The sequence below is a fragment of the Heliophilum fasciatum genome, assembly GCF_004341395.1.
Classification (GTDB): Bacteria; Bacillota; Desulfitobacteriia; order Heliobacteriales; family Heliobacteriaceae; genus Heliophilum; species Heliophilum fasciatum.
Window position 1 is genome coordinate 80,014 of the sequence record NZ_SLXT01000007.1, and the last position, 17,055, is coordinate 97,068.

The window sequence follows — 17,055 nt, forward strand, 5'->3', positions numbered from 1 at the left end:
AGGCGATGAAAAAAGCATTATAAACAGAGAAATTGGAATATCGTAAGGTAAGATGTGTATATAAAATGATTGTTACTTATCTTGATCTATATTCTGTTAACTTCGTATGCTCAACCAAATAACCCAGCGTCTGTGCCGTAAACACCTTCCCACTCGTTGCCAAGATTAACTTTTTCATATCTTCCCTACGCACCCCGAAACCACGCCCGCCAATGCAGGCAATTACTTCAAATTTCGCCTTCTCTAGTGGGCTACGGGATGTACTTAATGACGCCAAATGCTGTACACGCGTTACTTTGTCGCGGGCCGTGCCATCGTCCTCGGTGATTTTCGCTTCGATCACTACCTGTGGATTAAACTCGCTAGGAATGATAAAATCCGGTGCTTGATCAAACCCAGCGATTCGCTCAGCCCGCTTGGTCTTACGGTAGCTAATACCTGCTTTAACGAGCACGCTTTCAATGGCCGATTCAAGACTGTCCCCCACGAGTTCTGAGACTGAATCTCGATGCCCAGCAAAAGGCCGTCCTAAAAATCGTTCATACAACAACATGGCATAGGGAGCACCGAGTGCTGCCAATGAGCGAACTCCGTCCAATCCATGTTTTGTATCGGCTTTATCAAATCGATGTAATTTGTCCTCTTGCTCGATCACGCCTGGAGAAGCAAGTAATTGGCAAGCAGCAACAATTAAAGCTTCAATCCGCTGATTCATTTTCGGGCTACCCGGCAATGAGCGCAATGGATCCAAACGAATTGTACGATCAAGGGTGCGAGCAAAACTTTGGGTTACATCAATGCCTGTCCGTTGGCTGGCAAGGTAGGCCCACTCCGGTGGTGTAAGGCCTAAAATGGCGCGGATAACGACCAGCGACAACGGGGTTTCCTGAACAACGCGGAGTACATTCTCCGGCGAAAATTCCAGAAAGCCGCATGTAGCCCGTTTGAGCGCTTCATAACCTTGTTCAAATGTCGGATAGTCAATAAAGCCAGTGCCTTTGGGCATGACCAAAAACTCAGATTCAAGGCTGGAAAAAATGGCCGATACATAGGGATCAAGATCACGGGCCACTTCGTCAAAAGGCACTTCAAAAGGAAACCGCATCATCTTCTCCTCCGTCTTCATTGCAGGAATCATACGCCCCCTCATCTTCGAGGGCAACCCACTGTTGCCTTGGGGGAACGGTGACATAGGTTGAAAGATAAGCATTGACCTTGGGCCAACCGCCCAGTTGCTCAATCGCCTCATTCACTCTAGCGATCTTTTCGGACGGAGCGGCGGCGCTGTCCCAACAAGTGCGGAGGTGCCAGATCGCCAGGCGAATGAGATGACCGTAGCTGATGCAGCGGGTGTCACCGGCGCTTACTTTGACACCGGCAGCGTGTAGCTTGGCTACATCATTAAGGACTAAGCGCCCGATCGCTTCCGGTGTCTCGACCAGCGTGCGCCGCGAGACAGTGCCGGTTGTGCGGCAGACAAAAATCGTGTCGACGATGGACGATGAAGTGTTGTTGATGTGAATGGAAGCACCCATCTCGGCCGGGCAAGGCAAACTGGCTGTACAAGCAAAACCGGCATCCAATAAGGCGACAGCAATGGGTAAGTACGCTTGAATTTGATTGTGATGATAGGTAAAGGCCAACGGTGCCCCTGTCTTCAAAGCGGTTTTCATATTTTGAAACACCGAGGACATGCCTGCTGTAAAATGTTCAATTCCCCGGCCCATCGTGTTGTTGCCGGTCAATTCATCGTCATTGCGTGTGGAGTGTTGCTGGAAGCATGGCTCTCCCGGTGGAACAAGCCGCCGGAGCCAGACATAACAAAAATCCATCAACTCGGCATATTGCACGTTAGCGAAATAGGGAGGATCCGTAAACACAGCATCGATTGATTCAGGAGGCAAGCGCAATTCAGTGGAACTAACGCAGCGTAGATCAATGATGCGAGCAGGTATTTGTGCGGACTCGGTTTTGGATAAGCCATCGACGGGTTGCTGTTCTGGCCATAATGTGCAGGCTACAGCGCCCGAGTCGATGGCGTTTTTTTTATTTTCGGGGGACTTTTTAATGGAGTTACTTGGACCGATCCACTCGCCGCGAATGGATACTTGTGTTTTTTTCCCTTTGTGATGGCGGATCTCAAAGGGTTGGTGGCAGTAGGCTTTGGCCTTGGCATACTTTTCGATAATGTTGGTCCAGCCACCGCTGCCCACGTTGGTCCCTTTGGATTCGTGGATGATCCCGAGCAAATTGGATTCACATTGGATTAAGCCAACGGGAAAACCATGGACGGAAAAAATATCGAGTGACTTCAAGGCGGAGGCGTCATAGCGGCAAAGCATGTTTTGATAGCGAAGAAGATCGGATAAATTGGTACTGAGGGCATGCTGCACTTCGCCTTGCGCTGAAGTGGCAATCCAGCGGCAGCTAAGCTCTAACCCGAACAATTGCCGGGAGTTAAACAGATCGGCATAGCGCCGGTAGCCCCAGCGGTGGAGACGATCGGTTTCATCACCCATAGGGATGGGGTCGTCCGGTACAAATTGAGGGGATAGCTGGCGAAAGCGGGCTTCGGCTTCCTGATACCGAGCTAGATCGTGGGCATCAGGCTTTTTGAAAAACCGTCCTTTATGGGCGGGGCGGCAGGTGGGGCAGTGGTATTCCAGGGCGATCATCCGGTGTGGATAGGGGGCGTCGGGTGTTCCTGGATACCGATTTATTGTCTGGCAATGTGGACAAAGGCAGCGATTGGCACGGGCCGGGCCGGTTGTGATTAGCTTTTCGTGACATTGGTAGCAGGAGCCTGGCTCTTTGGGGTTATCCACTTCGTTCAGTTCACCGCAATGCCGGCAGATAAGTACGTAGCGGGGATGACGGTTGTTGGTTGCCAGCGTGTAGCCGGGAAAGAGGTCGTAGGTTTGCTGGCAGGCGCTGCAAACTTGGGTTTTGACCCAGATGAAATACTTAACGGGTGCATGGCGGTTGCTGCAGATTTGGCAAGTTGTTTCATAATAGCCGGCGAGTTGCTCCCGCAGATGGGCCAGTAACTGGTCGGCGCCTTGGCGATACTTGTCGATATCCAAGGCAGCGATTTCGCGCTCGACGATCCAATGAGCCATGGGGTTGATGTCGGCACCGATCACGTTGCAACCGAGACGGTTGGCTTCCAGGATGGGGGTGCCGCCGCCCATGAAGGGATCGGCGACAATGATATCCGGCAGTTGATTGGCCTGATAGTATAGGTCTTGAAGTTTGCCCTGGCCAAATTCCGATAATAAAAGCCCTCTGAACAATGTTCCAGGGCGGCGGGCGAACCATTTATGAACACCGATCAGAGGTCGGTAGTTTTGCTGGATTTGTTTTTCATTCAAGGCGAGTGCGGCGATGAATGAAATGTCGAAGTCTTTTTCAATCATGAAGTATCACGTCCCTTATCTGTCGCGTGATCGGTATATTCCACGGGCAGGTGGGGGATTCCTTTGTTTGTTCCGTGCGCCCCTCTTCCCGCAGCCATTTTTCGATATCGGTCATTCCCAGCACCTCCAGTAATATTTGGTTGACGCTTTTCGGCAGGATCGTTTCAGTGATGTTAAACAAGGAAAATCGGCGCATCGAGTCGAACAACTGCAATCAAGAATAAAGGCATCAAGTATAAAAGCAAGGGGCAAGTGTCAAGATGAGTAACCCATCATTGAGCTATACGCCGAGGTTTCTCCAGTTGTTGACCGGCATGGCTGATCAAGATCTCCCGGGGCGTCCGTCGATACAACAGTTGCCGGGGCGCTATGTCAAGATGATCGCGGCGATGGGGGAGCAGTTCTATCATGATGATCAGCGTAATTATTTTGAATTAACCTGCGCATCTTGTCAAAAAGCGGGTCGCTATGACTTGGCAACCGTTTGCGTAAAAAGTCCAATGCCTGATACCCAAGAGCTTAGCAACACTTTTTCGCTGGGGCAAGCAGAAGGCCGTGATACTTTGCAACCAAATTCAAAAGCAAAGCTGCAACTGTGGCCGGATTACCTACAGTGTATGGGCTATTTTCACTGTGCTCATTGTCATGCGGCGGGACCGTGGCTGGTTTCTCCCAGAACAAATTCCATGCTGATGCTGGGAGCCATGGCGGGTATGTTGGAAAATCGATTGACCGCACAAGGCGTAGAGGGACTTAATCCCAACTTGCATTTCCATATAGGCAAGCTGCTGATCGATAACGGGTTTGAACCTTCGTTGGGCACTGACGCTGAAGCGTATTATTTGGACAAGCTTGGTGACGCTCCGGAAGATGCCTGGCTGTGGAATCGCTTGGGGAATACCTACCTGAAAGGGCATCGACCGGAATTGGCGATCGTTGCCTATGAACATTCCCTGCGTTTCGATGCCAATCAGATGGAATCGCACTACTCCATCGGGATGTTGTTATATGAAGTAGGGGCCTATGCGGAAGCGATTCCGCATTTGCAAGATGCGCTTGCCCTGGCGAATGGGTATAAGCAACTGTCGCCACAACTTCTTCGGGCGTTTTTGATGGAAGTGGTTCGGATGCTTGACGAGTGTGCCGATCAAGTTGACCAGGATTTCACGTTGCTTTTGCCTGCGGATGACGATGAAGCCGCGAAAAAAGGCGAACCTTGGGCGATGCCGCTTCGTGAGGAGCTTATCGCTGAATTTGAGGAAGCGGACAGCGACGAAGAATGTGGTGAATTGTATATATATCTGGCAGAGACCTATATGTCCAGTGAAGTTGCGCAGTTAGTCAATCCGGTGGTAGCTGTTTTTGCCGATCGTTATGGGATTCCGATAAAGCAGCGTTCATCGAAGAAACCGGTTTCGCAGGCAACAAAAAAGAAAAAGTCAAAACGTAAGAAAAAAAGCAGGTAACCTGGACGTTTTCCAGGGGCATCTTTGATTTAGGGATAATAATTTATGGTTAGAATGAAAATCCCCCTGATGAGGCGGCAAGCCTGGTCAGGGGGATTTTGGGTTATAGGGGATATAAAAGTAAGCAAGTGGTAGGGTAGAGGTTATCCGTGAATGTATGGTGGTGACATGCTTATTGCGGGAGATGGGTGGAAGCGATTTTTCGAATTTTATCGATGGGGATACCGGTAAATCGGGCTACGGTTTCAGGAGGGAGTCCCTCTTTCAAGGCGGCGATAGCGACCATTTCTTTGCCTTCTTCACGGCCTTCTTCACGACCTTCCACGCGACCTTCCATGCGACCCTCAACGCGCCCCTCCTCACGCCCTTCTTCACGTAGCCACTTTTCAATATCGGTCATTCTCAGCACCTCCAGTAACATCTTTTTAACGCTTTCCGGCAGGATCTTATCGGTGATGGCAATGATACTGGCCACACATAACACTTGCAGTGATCCTTGAACTTCTTTGGCGAGATGGGCAGCCCGGATCGCCAGTTCAGCTTCATTGAGCACCAGATATTGATAACTATTCCTGATATTTAGAGTTGAGCCGATACGAATATAATGGTACGATCGTTGTGTTGCCAAAATTAAGCCGAAGCTCGCAAGAGCGCGGGGGAACCACTTCTTGGGGTGTAGCCGTTTTTCACGGCAGGTGCATACTCCCACCGAACCCGTCAGCTAACCTCGTAGGCGAAAAGGAGGAACCCTTGATGGTAAAGCGTACCGTTATGGCTTCGATTCTTGCCCTCAGCACCACCGTTACGATGCTGGTTGGACCGGCGCTGGCCGATACTTACGCCAACCAATCAGCTTCTGCGAACACCGTGACCTTCGCGGAAGCAGCGACTTCTGTGAAGGCATCTCTTGCGGAAACTGGGCAACTTCCGCCTGGTGTGACGATGGACAAGCTGATCAAACCTTTGGCGCCGCTCAACGCCAGCGATCAGGAGAAATTCAACGCGATCATGACGATCGCCAAGAGCAAACTAGGAACACCCTATGTCTGGGGTCATAATGAAGACAAGGGAACCAAGGGCTTTGATTGCTCGAACTTCACATCCTACGTCTATCATCATGCCCTGGGTTACAAAATGAGCACGGCTTCGCGTACCCAAAACCGTTCGGTGGGCTGGACTGTTCCGAAAAGCCAAATGCGCCCTGGTGACTTGGTTATCTTTAATAATGGCAGTCACGTATCGATTTACGCTGGCAACAACCAGGTGATTCAAGAAGGCGGTGGCCTTGGCAAAGTAGGCTACTTGAGCATCGCTCCGAAAACCTACTGGGGCAAGCACATCACCGCGGTTAAGCGCATGTACTAACAAGTAAAGTATTGAACGCAAAAAAGATTCTGCCTGGGCAGGATCTTTTTTGCGTTCGGTCAATATGGCATCGATAACGGGGAAAGATACCTTATGGAATAAAAACGGTTACAATGGTGATTCATTGACTAGTGGCGGTATCCATTAAAAATGTTTTTATTATCTTGTCGCTCCAAATGGCAGACAATCAACGGTATTGATAGAGAGCAGACATCATCATCATAGACGCCTAAAGGGAGTGCCACGTTGTCGGTGGCACTCCCTTTAGGTACGTTACGTTGATTTATCCAGCCGTCCAGCCATAGCAAGGTTGTCTGGGGGCATGGTGATTATCGGCCAAGTTCGATGATATTACGGATCAAAACTTTGCATTTTCCGCATCCATCGCCGGTCCCGGCTCCGGTAATTTCGCTGACTTTTTCTACCGTGTTGGCGCCATTGTTGACGGCGTCAACGACCGCTTGTAATGAAACTTTCTTACAGCCGCAAACAGAGGCCAGAATACCATCCAACTCAGTTTTGCATCCGTCGCAGGCTGCACAGACGCCGGCCATTTTAATGAGTTCCTCCGTTGTCCGTGCTCCTGCGCACATGGCTTTGCGGATAGAAAGATAATCCACGTCATGGGTTGCACAAATGGTTCGATTGCCAGCCATAAATCCTGCTCCTTTCAATAATTGCAAATTATCGACAAAAAATGATGCGATGAGTTTTTCGGTTCCTGACAGTTTCAGTCCCGGCATCAATAGCATTAGGGTAACAAAATGACCAGTAAAAAACAACGATTTAATGCATTTTCCCTCAAAGGTGGATTCAATGAATGGCGTAAAGCCAACTTGGCCATCGAAGGTACCGACCAAACAGAATCATCTGCGCAACCTTCGAAGTAGCAAGGCTCCCTGTGGTGCTAGTAAGGTTTTTTGTTTGGTAACCCCATCCACTTTTTGAATAGATCCAAACATGATTCCCGATCTTCTTGCTCAAGAGTCACGCAGGGATTGGCAGACGGATTCGCGATGACCTCATAAAAAAGCTTGTCATCAAAACCAATTTGGGCGGCATCGTCCGGTGAACATCCATAGTAGACCTTGTCTATCCTTGCCCAGAGAATCGCCCCGAGGCACATCGGACAGGGATAACAAGTGGTGTAAAGCTCGCAACCGCTAAGATCGTGGGTACCGAGTACTTGTTCGGCTTTTCGAATGGCCATAATTTCAGCGTGGGCCGTGGAATCATGGTCCGCGATAACCCGGTTATGCCCCGTAGCAATCACTTTTCCATTTTGGACAATGGCCGCTCCGAAGGGGCCGCCATTACCGGCCGTAATGCCTTGCAAAGCGGATGCGCAAGCAATTTCCATGAATCGTGACATTATTGGGCGCCCCCTTTTCGTTACCTAATGAGTAGGCCATTAGTTATTTTCGAACCATAAGAGAATCATCTGGGAGTGCAGTTGTTGCTGCACTTCTTTTTATTTTATGGTTATTATGTCGTTTTATTGGGCAAATATACCAACAAAAAGGTTGATTTTCAATATGATTTCTTCCCCTATCGTAGTATATTTTATTCTTCTGATCGACTTCAACATTTCCGTTACCGGCGCTTTTCCGCTTCGAGCGATCATGGTCGATGAATGCCTTCCCGGAGCAGGAGTTATATGCAATTTGTCGAATTTTCACCGGATAGAGCCGAAGGGGAGAGAATGATGAGATTGGCGCACCTAGATCCCAACTGCCGGAACATACGGTGGCAAGTATGAACGAAAAAAATAAGGACGCTCTCCGGACGGAATCCCTGCTCCGGACGATACCCGAACTTTCCTATCTAAACGCAACCAACACGCCGCGCTACCGGTTAATCATGCGCTACTTTTATGAACAACACCTGCGTCTGCACTACTGGCTGAAGCCGGAAGAGGTCTACGCAGGTGTTTGTGGTTTTGAACTGCTGGCGCAGTATTCGTTGGAGCAATGCCAGCAGGATCTAAATGCACTGGTGCAGTGGCAGAACTTAGTCCCCCGTCATGATGGCGGGCGATCCACGACGATTGAGGAGTATTTGCGCAAAAAGTATCGTTATCAGATGACGCCTTACGCGGTGGAAATCGAGCGGATGGTGGCCGGGTTAGAGAAAATTCGCGGCTACGGCGGTTCGCTGGAGCCGACGCTGCTCGACAACATTGCGGCTAACCTGCGGCGGATTTTACAACAACAAGGGGAGTTTGCTGCCGGTGAGGGACTGGCGCTGTGGAAAAGCACCTATGCATCCTTCATTACCTTAACGGAAAACGCTTCCGATTATATTGCATCGCTGCAAAGTGCCAAGGCGGAGGAATTGATGGCGACGGAAGCGTTTCTTATCTATAAAAATCAATTAACGGAGTACTTGCGCAACTTTGTGCAAAATTTGCAGCGCAGTGCCTTTCGGATCGAAGGACTGTTGCCATCGTTACAACCGGCGATGATCGAACGGTTTCATCAACATATCGTACGTGATCTGGCGGCCTTGCCGCTTTTAGAAGAGCGCCCCACAGAGGAAGAGGAACGGGAGCGGCTTCTCCGGGAATGGCAGGCGCTGGTGCGTTGGTTTCTCGGTGAAGGAGGGGAAAATAGCGACATTCAATACCTGGAACAGGCAAGCAAGGACACGATTGGCAAAATCGTCCGTTGTGCTTTGCGCATTCAGGAAAAACGGCTAAGTGGTGTGACGCGGCGCCGGGAACTGGCGTATTTGGGGCGCTGGTTTGCTTCACTTGATCATGTCGATGATGCCCATCGCTTGGCCGCCTATACTTTCGGACTTTACCGGACGCGGCATTTTCAAGGGCATGATGACAAAGGGACAGAGTCGGCCGATGTGACCATGTGGCAAGCGCCGCCAAACGGCTATGCACTGCGCTCACGGTCGCGCCAGCGCCGGCGGGACGGTGGCACCGATGCGATTGCCAATCATTCGCGCCAGAAAGCGGCGGCACGGGAAGTCTATCTGGCGGAGCGGCAGGCGGAGCGTGAGTTGATCGAGACGTTTGTGGCGCAAGGTTGTGTGCCTGTTGGTGAACTGCGTGAGGTTACGCCTTTTTTGCGCAATCAATTGCTTTTTTGGATCAGCCGCTGTATGCACTATCGTGATAAAACGTTCCGGACGCCGGAAGGTGTGCAGATCACGTTGCGTGGCGGCGGCGGTCGCACGCGGTTGCAGTGTGCCGACGGCGCGTTGGAAATGCCCGATTACACGCTGGTTTTTGTCGATGAACGGCAAGCAAAGGGAACGACGTAAGTGGTACGCGAGATGGAAAGGGATCGTTGCAATGGCCAAAAATGAGGTGAAGCTTGCCGTGGTGTCGGGGGCCAAGAAAGATTCAGGAACCGATAACAGAACCGATAACAGAACCGGTAATAAAACCGATAATGGAGCCGGTAGCAGAACCGGTAGCAGAACCGGAATCGGGCAGTCGGCCGGGGTACCAGGGGGAAACCGAACGGGGCGGCGGCGATTTCAGCGGGGAACGGCGGATTTTTTTCAGCAGGAACGGGTGGCTTGTGCGCAGGCGCTGCTCAACCGACCCTGGATTAGCAAGGAAGACGATCCGGAACTGTTTCAGGCGATCAAGCAGCATTACGAGGAATTGCGCAGCTTTTTCCAGGAATATTGCGATCTGGTGTTGATCGTGACCCGCTATATGGCCAAATTGGACAAATATCCGACAGTAGCCCATCCCTGGATGGGGTTTGAGGAGTTTACCCATTGCCGTGATTACACGTTGTTTGCCTTTTGCCTTTGGTACTTAGAAGGAAAAGGCGAATTGGAGCAGTTTCTCTTGACCGATATGATCGAGGAGATTCGCGATTATCTGGCCGGTGTCGACAGGGATATCGATATTGATTGGAACGTCTATGATCATCGCTTGTCGATGGCCCGGGCGCTACGGAAACTGCGTGATCTGTCGATTGTCACGGCGGTAGACGGAGATGAAACCGAGTGGAGCCGCAGCGGCAACGGTGAACATAATGTGCTTTATGAATGTGGACGAGCGCAATCTTTCCTATTGAGGCGCTTTCCCCGTGATTTGACGACGTACACTTCCATTGCGTCGTTAGGCGAAGGGGACTATGCCGATACCGATGAGGGGCGCGTGCGCCGGCGCCGTCACCGTGTGTTTCGTCGTTTGATCCAAGAACCGGTGGTTTATGACGGCGATTGGACTGATGATGAGCGGCAGTATGTGTTGACGCAGCGGCGCTACCTGTTGGAGGCCCTGGAAAAGCACCTGGGTCTTACCGGTCAGCGGTACCGGGAAGGACTGCTGGTGTTTCACCCGGAGTTGTCGGGGGAGGCGCTGCTTTTTCCTACTGGCAAGGCGATCTCGGACATTGCGGTGCTTTTTGCCGGTGAACTTCGCCGGCGACGGGCGCAAGGCAAACCGGTGGGCTATGATGAAGGCGGCCGTTTGATCGTAACTTGTCAGGAAGTCGAAACGGTGCTCCATCACCTGCGGGAGCGGCACGGTCGCCTTTGGGGCAAAACGCAGCGGGAAGCGAAGCTGCGCGATTTGATGCAGGAGTTGTTTGACCACTTATCGGAGTGGAATCTGGGCGGTGTGGTTGATGACATGCATCGCTGGGTCGGCCCGGCGCTGGGACGCTTTATCGGTGACTATCAAGCCGATTTTGATGAGTGAAAATATTGAGTGACGATGATAAAGAGGGGATCGAATCATGACGAGCGAGCGCTGGCGCATGGCGCGGGCAGGCATCTTGAATTTTTGGCATTACGATGAGGAAGCCGTGTTTCACCTAGAAGGGGGGCGTCTGATCCTGCGCGGCGCCAATGGCTCTGGCAAAAGTGTCACCATGCAAAGCTTTTTGCCGTTGGTTCTGGATGGGGACAAGCGGCCGCACCGCCTTGACCCCTTTGGGTCCAAGGATCGCCGCATGGAATACTACTTGCTTGTCGACGATGAAGCCAATACCGATCGCACCGGGTATCTTTGGTTGGAGTTTTGCCAACCGGCGCGGGAGCGCTATCTGACGATTGGCATCGGTCTGCGGGCGCGGCGCAACAATCCGCAGATGGGCTTTTGGGGATTTGCCATCACCGACAACCGGCGGATCGGGTATGATCTGCAGCTTTTTGAGCTGGATTACAGTGCGTCTAAGGAGCCGCAGAAAATTCCCTTGACGCGGCAAAAGCTGGCCGAGCAGATCAGCGACGGTGGGGAAGTGGTGGTCGAGCAAGGTAAGTACAAAGCGATGGTCAACCGCTTGCTGTTCGGCTATGGCGATCTGGACGGCTATAGTGAACTGCTGGACCTGTTGATTCAACTGCGCTCGCCGAAGCTCTCCAAGGATTTCAAACCAACGACGATCTATGAGATCTTGGGGAGTGCTTTGCCGCCGCTCCATGAGGAGGATTTGCGCCCGCTCTCGGAAGTACTTGATGATATGGATCAGATCAGCGATCGCTTGGAAGAACTAGAGCGCCATCGTGGTGAAACGGAAAAGCTGGCACAAGCCTATCAACGGTACAATGAGTTTACGTTATACACGTTGTCCAAGGAACTCACCACAGGGAAAGCCGAATGGGAAGCGGCGGAGGAAGAACTGCAACAAAGCGAAAGCCGTCTGCAACAGATCGAGGCACAATTGGCGGCGGAGCAATGCAGTTTGGAAGCGCAGAAAAAAGAATTACAAGCGTTACAGGCGGAGCGGGATGTACTCAGTCAAAATGAGGCCTTTAATACCCAAGGGGAGTTGGATGCCAAGGGCGCCGATCGGGATTTTTTGGCGAAGAAAAAAAAGAGCGCCCAAGAACGATTAGAGACGATCGATAAATACCTGATCGAAGTGGCTGGACGCCGTGAAGCGGCGGAGCAAGCGCGGGAAAAAGCGGCGATCGAACAGGCGCGCCTGTTGGCGGCCATGGGGCTGCTGGCTCAGCAGGCCGATTACAGGATGCATGAAGTGCACAGCCGCCCGTGGCAAGCGGGGATTCCTGCCGATGAGGAACGCTTTGCTACGTGGCAGCGGGACATGGCAGACCACCGTGAACGGCTGGAAGCCGCAGAAACGCAGGCCCATCAGGTGACGGTCTTGGGTTTGCGAAAAAACGATGCAGAAGTGGCCGTAGGGGAAGCGCGCCGGGAAAAGGATCGGGCGGAAGACCGGGTAAAACAAGCGGAGCAACAATTGGAGACGGTCAAGGACGAAGTACAGCGTGCCTTTTTTGATTGGCGCCGCAGTTTGGTGCATTTGCCCTTGACCGACGAGGGCTTTCAAGCGGTCCTGCACCGCTTGGCCAAGTTTCCCGACGCCGATCTTCATCAGATCCAAGAACCGGTGCGTTTGGCGCTGGGGGAAGGGCAGCGCCGCTTGGCCGATGAGCGAGCAGGATGGAAGCAACAAAAAGAAGCCCATGAGCAAAAGCGAGAGGAAATCGATGAGGAGCGCCGGCAGTGGTTGGCCCAAAAAGAACCGGAACCGCCGCGCAGCCGCCAACGGGAAGCGTACCGTAGCCAGCGGGCGGCTGCCGGGGAAGCCGGTGCGCCTTTTTATGCTTGTGTGGAATTTCGACCGGAAGTTGCTGAGGCGACGCGGGGCAGGTTGGAGGCGGCCCTGACGGAAGCGGGATTGCTGGATGCTTGGGTGGGAACGCAGGGCGTGAAGCTGGACGTTAAGCTGGAAAGGACGGGCAGTAGTGAACTGATGGCGATGCCTGGCGGCGCACCTATCGATGAAACCTGGGTTGCTACGGAACCGTTGCTGCTGGGGACGACGTTGGCCGATTATCTTGTTCCCCTGGTGCCGCCGGACAGCGGTTTGGATAAAGGAAGCATTGATGATTTCTTGCGTACGCTCCGGATGGGGGACCGTGAAACGGTGCTCGCAGTCGGTGCAAGCGAGCTGGAACAAAATAGTACGGGAACCTGGTTTAGCGAGGATGGGGCCTACCGGCTCGGTAACCGGGTGGGGATGGCGGCACCGAAAGATGTTGCGGAATATATCGGTCGAGAAAGCCGTCACCGGACCCGCCTGGCGCGGATCGCGGTGCTGGAAGCGTTGATCGAGGAAGAGACAAGGGCGATCGAAGCAGCGGCGGCGCATCTGACGGCGTTGGAGGAGCGTGAACAGGCGATCATGGCCGAAGTGGCGGCTTTGCCTGGTTTCTCCGGTTTATCCGATGCGGCTCGGATGCTTACGGAGGCGCACTTTTGTTTTACGATGGCTGACGATGAGTGCGGGCGCCGTGATCGGTTGTTTCGTCAGGCCGTGACGGACTTCCAGGCAGCCACGCTGGCACTCCATGAGTTGATGCGGGAGATGACGTTGCCGCGGGAAGAAAAAGCAATCCGGGCAGCACGAAGCCATTTTGAACAATACAGCGCGATCTGGCAGGCCTTAAAAACGGCGTGGAGCGCGTACCTTATGGCTGACCGGCAGTATGTCGGCGCAGCAGCCGATATTGAGAAATTTACCGTCCAAGCAGAGCAGCAAGAGCAGGAAATCGACGACTACCATGTTCAGTTACACCGGCTCGATGCGGAAATCGCTGCGTTGCAACGCCGGCTCAAGGAGATGGGGCTGGAGGACATCGTACGCCGCCGGGACGAATTGCGGCAGCAGATGCATCAACTGGAGGGAACGATCGCTTGGCGCAATGATCAGATACCGAAGTTGGCGGAGAAAAAGGGCGGAGCACGGAGTCAGGTAGAAAAAAATCTGGCGGAGCGACTGCATACCCAACGCCGGCTTCAGGACCGCCTGGGCAGGTGGCTTCAGGAGTGGCGTCGTGGGCTTTTGCCGGAATTGTCGGCCTTATGCCGAACGCTGTCTTCGAAAGTGCCATGGCGAGATCCGAATGAAATCAGATCCGATGCCGATGTCGTAGGGATGGCTGCCAGTCGAGGGACAGCGACCGCCGGTGGCCGGGCGGCTTGGGCCAATGAAGTAGAAGTGGCAGCTATGCACACGGCTGAGTTGGTGGTACAACATAGCAAAGGCCGCTGGGAAGCGCGTTTGGCCCAATCGGTAGCCAACGACTTGCACAGCATCTTGACGGATATTCGGCGAACCTTGTTTGAGTATGTGCCGGAATGGCGGGAAGACGAGGCGAGCGGGCGGATTCTTGTTTATTTTATGCGGGATCGCCAAAATCCCATTTCGCCGCGGCACCTCTTGGACGAACTGACCCGGGCGCGGGAAGAGCAGATGTTGCTGTTGGATCAAAAGGACCGGGAATTGTATGAGGAGATCATCATTCGGGCGGTAGGGAAAACGATTCGCAGCCGGATCCATCGTGCTGAGCAGTGGGTACAGCAAGTCAATGAACTGATGGGGCAGCGCAATACTTCCAGCGGGCTGCGGCTTCATCTCAAATGGGAACCCCGACCGGCGACGAATGAACGGGAACTGGACACGGCGGCGCTGGTGAAGCTCTTAAAGACGAATCCTGAACAGTTGCATGATGAAGACATTGATCGCATGGTGCGGCATTTTCGCTCCCGCATTGAGTGGGCCAAGCAGGAATCGGAAGCCAAGGACTCGTTGCGCCATTGGGTCAATCAATTGCTCGATTATCGCCGCTGGTTTCGTTTTGTGCTGCACTATGAAAAGGGTGAGTCGCCGCGCCGGGAATTGACCGATTCGCGGTTCAACGTGTTGAGCGGCGGCGAAAAAGCGATGAGTATGTATATACCGCTGTTCGCGGCGACGTATTCGCGCTTTAACGATGCCCGCCCGGATGCGCCCCATATTATCTCGCTGGATGAGGCTTTTGCCGGCGTCGATGACGAGAATGTTCGTGATATGTTTGATTTGCTGACGCAGATGGATTTTGATTATATGATGACAAGTCAGGTGCTGTGGGGCTGTTATGATACGGTGCCGGCGTTGTCGATTTATGAGGTTTTCCGGCCGAAAGATGTGAAGTTTGTGACGCTTTTCCAGTATCGTTGGAATGGGGAGCAAAGGCAGCTTGTGGAGAACAGTGCCTAAAGAGGGATGGGGAAAACGGTAACAAGATAGCCGGGCGGATATTAATGGATTGATTTTTGGCAGAGCATCAACATAGCAAAGAGCCAAAGATATTGGGGGGATGGGGAACAGATGGAGCCGGTTGGGTTGCCAGATGATTTGCGGCGGTATCTTGCGCAACCGGGACTGGTACAACTTTTGCGCGCAGCCCGCGAACGGGTGGAGGCGCTGGGGCGTATCGGCGGATCGTTGCGGTTAGCGAACCTGACGGTGGAGGCGGGAGACCGGCTCGATGGTTTTTTTGGGCGCCATATCCCGATGGAGCGTGGGCCCGTTACGATCAGGTTAGCGGAAATTGATCAAGTGTTGCAGCGCAGTCGCTGGCAGGTGACACTGACGAAAGTTCTTGAGGGCATTGACGGACCAATCCGACTTCGCCCGCAGCAACGACAGCAGTGCCGGCAAGCCTGGAAAGCGTTATTGGCAGGTGTGCAGGTACAAGTATCGGGGCCGGCGCGGGAATGGGTGGAGGCGATAGCGGCAGGAGGAACCGGCGGCTATCGAATCTTGAAAAGTGCTTTTGATCAGGACCCGGCGGCAGCGGAACGACAGCTTTGGGCGGTTGTGACGGCGCTGGAACGATTAGAGCCGATGCAGGGAGAGACGGAATGGCGAGGCGATATCGATGCAGCGGCTTCGGGGGAAAGTGCGGACGTTTTGGCGGATAAATCGGTAGTGTGGGGAAACCGTACAAGCCGATCGGGAAGGATGGGCCGTCTGCCGATTTTTGCTGCGGAAATTACAGGTGATCCTCATGCGTTTGATCGCGATACACCGTTAGGGCGCTTGTTTTATGCGGCCTTGGTTTTTTGGTTGCGGCGGGAGGAGCAGGGAGCGGCAGAATCGGAGGAATCGGAAGAGGCAGAAGCCACGGTAACGGAATCGGTGAAGGATAGCGATGCCAAGAGCGTGGGGACTTCTTCGGCGGAAGTGCATCGCACACTGTTACAGGAAGCGGGGCTGGAGGGGGATGACATTTCTTCGTTTGTCAGTGTCTTTGGACTCGTGGCGCTTCCCGATGATCCCCTAGCCCCGCTGTTGAAAGCTGCTTATCAGGCGGGGCAACCGATTAACTTGACTTTGCGCAATCTGCAAGGAGGCATCAAACAAGGGAAAGCGATTCGCCGCTGGGCGATGGTAGCAGGACAAGCTGTGTATATCGTGGAGAATCCGGCAATTTTTTCGGCGCTTTTGGATCGGTATGCGGAGCTACGGGGGCAACGGAACGCGGTTGTGACGGCGCCGTTGATCTGTTCCAGTGGCCAGCTTTCAATGGCGGCGCTTTGGTTATTGGATAGTTTGATAACGGCGGGATGTCAGCTTTATTACAGCGGTGATTTTGACCGTAAGGGTCTGGAGATTGCGCTGCAGTTGACTCGCAGGTATAAAATCGGTAACGGTGTTGGAGCCTTTCAAACATGGCGCTTTAATCAAGAGACATATCGAAGAGCGAAAAAAGCGATTCATTTCTCGGATGAAGATAGGGAATGTTTTGAAGGGATGACAATACCATGGGATCGGGAACTGCCAAAACTCTTGGCTAAAACCGGTATGGTCGCTTACCAAGAGAATTTTTGGGCGGAGTTAGCGATGGATTGGCTGGGAGAATAAATGGGGAAAAACGGTATGGGACGGGCCGATCGGGAAGCGACGGAAAATTGTGATGCCACAAAAAAGCACCCTTGGCCGTTCATTGGCCAAGGGTGCTTGAATTTTCATTTGTTAATGCCATTGCCAAGTATCTAAGTGCGGACCTAGTTGTGAAGCCATAGAAAAACA

At 52.8% G+C, this 17,055-nt stretch carries 11 protein-coding genes and 1 riboswitch; of the genes, 6 read left to right on the forward strand and 5 right to left on the reverse strand.

Annotated features, from left to right (window positions below):
- Positions 1 to 76: 76 nt before the first annotated feature.
- Together EDD73_RS05315 and EDD73_RS05320 are read right to left on the reverse strand one after the other, a co-directional pair.
- Positions 77 to 1,105, reverse strand: a complete 1,029-nt coding sequence (locus EDD73_RS05315) for a hypothetical protein (RefSeq protein ID WP_131918791.1) — start codon at positions 1,103 to 1,105, stop codon at positions 77 to 79.
- On the reverse strand, positions 1,089 to 3,416 hold the full coding sequence (locus EDD73_RS05320; protein WP_131918735.1) for a DUF1156 domain-containing protein: 2,328 nt from the start codon (positions 3,414 to 3,416) through the stop codon (positions 1,089 to 1,091). The genes EDD73_RS05315 and EDD73_RS05320 overlap by 17 nt, the downstream gene beginning before the upstream one ends.
- 260 nt (positions 3,417 to 3,676) lie before the next feature.
- Between EDD73_RS05320 and EDD73_RS05325 the strand changes: the two genes are divergently transcribed.
- A complete protein-coding gene (locus EDD73_RS05325; RefSeq protein ID WP_131918736.1) occupies positions 3,677 to 4,882 on the forward strand; it encodes a tetratricopeptide repeat protein in 1,206 nt (401 codons plus the stop codon).
- A 172-nt stretch (positions 4,883 to 5,054) separates the two neighbouring features.
- Here EDD73_RS05325 and EDD73_RS14815 read toward each other — a convergent pair whose 3' ends face one another.
- Complete coding sequence (locus EDD73_RS14815) at positions 5,055 to 5,510, reverse strand: hypothetical protein (protein ID WP_165876341.1); 456 nt, start codon at positions 5,508 to 5,510, stop codon at positions 5,055 to 5,057.
- Positions 5,506 to 5,633, forward strand: a riboswitch (cyclic di-AMP (ydaO/yuaA leader). (Overlaps the previous gene by 5 nt.)
- Positions 5,634 to 5,635: 2 nt before the next feature.
- Between EDD73_RS14815 and EDD73_RS05335 the strand changes: the two genes are divergently transcribed.
- Positions 5,636 to 6,247, forward strand: coding sequence for a C40 family peptidase (locus EDD73_RS05335; protein WP_207668819.1), 612 nt, complete (start codon positions 5,636 to 5,638; stop codon positions 6,245 to 6,247).
- Between the two features lie 329 nt (positions 6,248 to 6,576).
- Here the strand turns inward: EDD73_RS05335 and EDD73_RS15530 are convergent, their stop codons facing one another.
- On the reverse strand, positions 6,577 to 7,107 hold the full coding sequence (locus tag EDD73_RS15530; RefSeq protein ID WP_341467346.1) for a (2Fe-2S)-binding protein: 531 nt from the start codon (positions 7,105 to 7,107) through the stop codon (positions 6,577 to 6,579).
- Positions 7,108 to 7,154: 47 nt separating this feature from the next.
- Positions 7,155 to 7,619, reverse strand: a complete 465-nt coding sequence (locus EDD73_RS05345; protein ID WP_131918738.1) for a nucleoside deaminase — start codon at positions 7,617 to 7,619, stop codon at positions 7,155 to 7,157.
- A 383-nt stretch (positions 7,620 to 8,002) separates the two neighbouring features.
- Here EDD73_RS05345 and EDD73_RS05350 point away from each other — a divergent pair, with 383 nt between their 5' ends.
- The 4 genes from EDD73_RS05350 to EDD73_RS05365 all read left to right on the forward strand — a co-directional run bounded on the left by EDD73_RS05350 (position 8,003) and on the right by EDD73_RS05365 (position 16,887).
- Positions 8,003 to 9,523 (forward strand): TIGR02677 family protein, encoded by a 1,521-nt coding sequence (locus tag EDD73_RS05350; RefSeq protein WP_131918739.1) that lies wholly within the window; start codon positions 8,003 to 8,005, stop codon positions 9,521 to 9,523.
- Between the two features lie 31 nt (positions 9,524 to 9,554).
- Positions 9,555 to 10,925, forward strand: coding sequence for a TIGR02678 family protein (locus EDD73_RS05355; RefSeq protein WP_131918740.1), 1,371 nt, complete (start codon positions 9,555 to 9,557; stop codon positions 10,923 to 10,925).
- A 37-nt stretch (positions 10,926 to 10,962) separates the two neighbouring features.
- Positions 10,963 to 15,237 (forward strand): TIGR02680 family protein, encoded by a 4,275-nt coding sequence (locus EDD73_RS05360; protein WP_131918741.1) that lies wholly within the window; start codon positions 10,963 to 10,965, stop codon positions 15,235 to 15,237.
- 111 nt (positions 15,238 to 15,348) lie between these two features.
- A complete protein-coding gene (locus tag EDD73_RS05365) occupies positions 15,349 to 16,887 on the forward strand; it encodes a TIGR02679 domain-containing protein (RefSeq protein ID WP_131918742.1) in 1,539 nt (512 codons plus the stop codon).
- Positions 16,888 to 17,055: the final 168 nt, after the last annotated feature.

Bases quoted from the DNA above. Each gene is read 5' to 3' on its own strand.
- EDD73_RS05315 (WP_131918791.1), bottom strand. From the start codon at position 1,105: ATGCGGTTTCCTTTTGAAGTGCCTTTTGACGAAGTGGCCCGTGATCTT.
- EDD73_RS05320 (WP_131918735.1), bottom strand. From the start codon at position 3,416: ATGATTGAAAAAGACTTCGACATTTCATTCATCGCCGCACTCGCCTTG.
- EDD73_RS05325 (WP_131918736.1), top strand. From the start codon at position 3,677: ATGAGTAACCCATCATTGAGCTATACGCCGAGGTTTCTCCAGTTGTTG.
- EDD73_RS05335 (WP_207668819.1), top strand. From the start codon at position 5,636: ATGGTAAAGCGTACCGTTATGGCTTCGATTCTTGCCCTCAGCACCACC.
- EDD73_RS05345 (WP_131918738.1), bottom strand. From the start codon at position 7,619: ATGTCACGATTCATGGAAATTGCTTGCGCATCCGCTTTGCAAGGCATT.
- EDD73_RS05350 (WP_131918739.1), top strand. From the start codon at position 8,003: ATGAACGAAAAAAATAAGGACGCTCTCCGGACGGAATCCCTGCTCCGG.
- EDD73_RS05355 (WP_131918740.1), top strand. From the start codon at position 9,555: ATGGCCAAAAATGAGGTGAAGCTTGCCGTGGTGTCGGGGGCCAAGAAA.
- EDD73_RS05360 (WP_131918741.1), top strand. From the start codon at position 10,963: ATGACGAGCGAGCGCTGGCGCATGGCGCGGGCAGGCATCTTGAATTTT.
- EDD73_RS05365 (WP_131918742.1), top strand. From the start codon at position 15,349: ATGGAGCCGGTTGGGTTGCCAGATGATTTGCGGCGGTATCTTGCGCAA.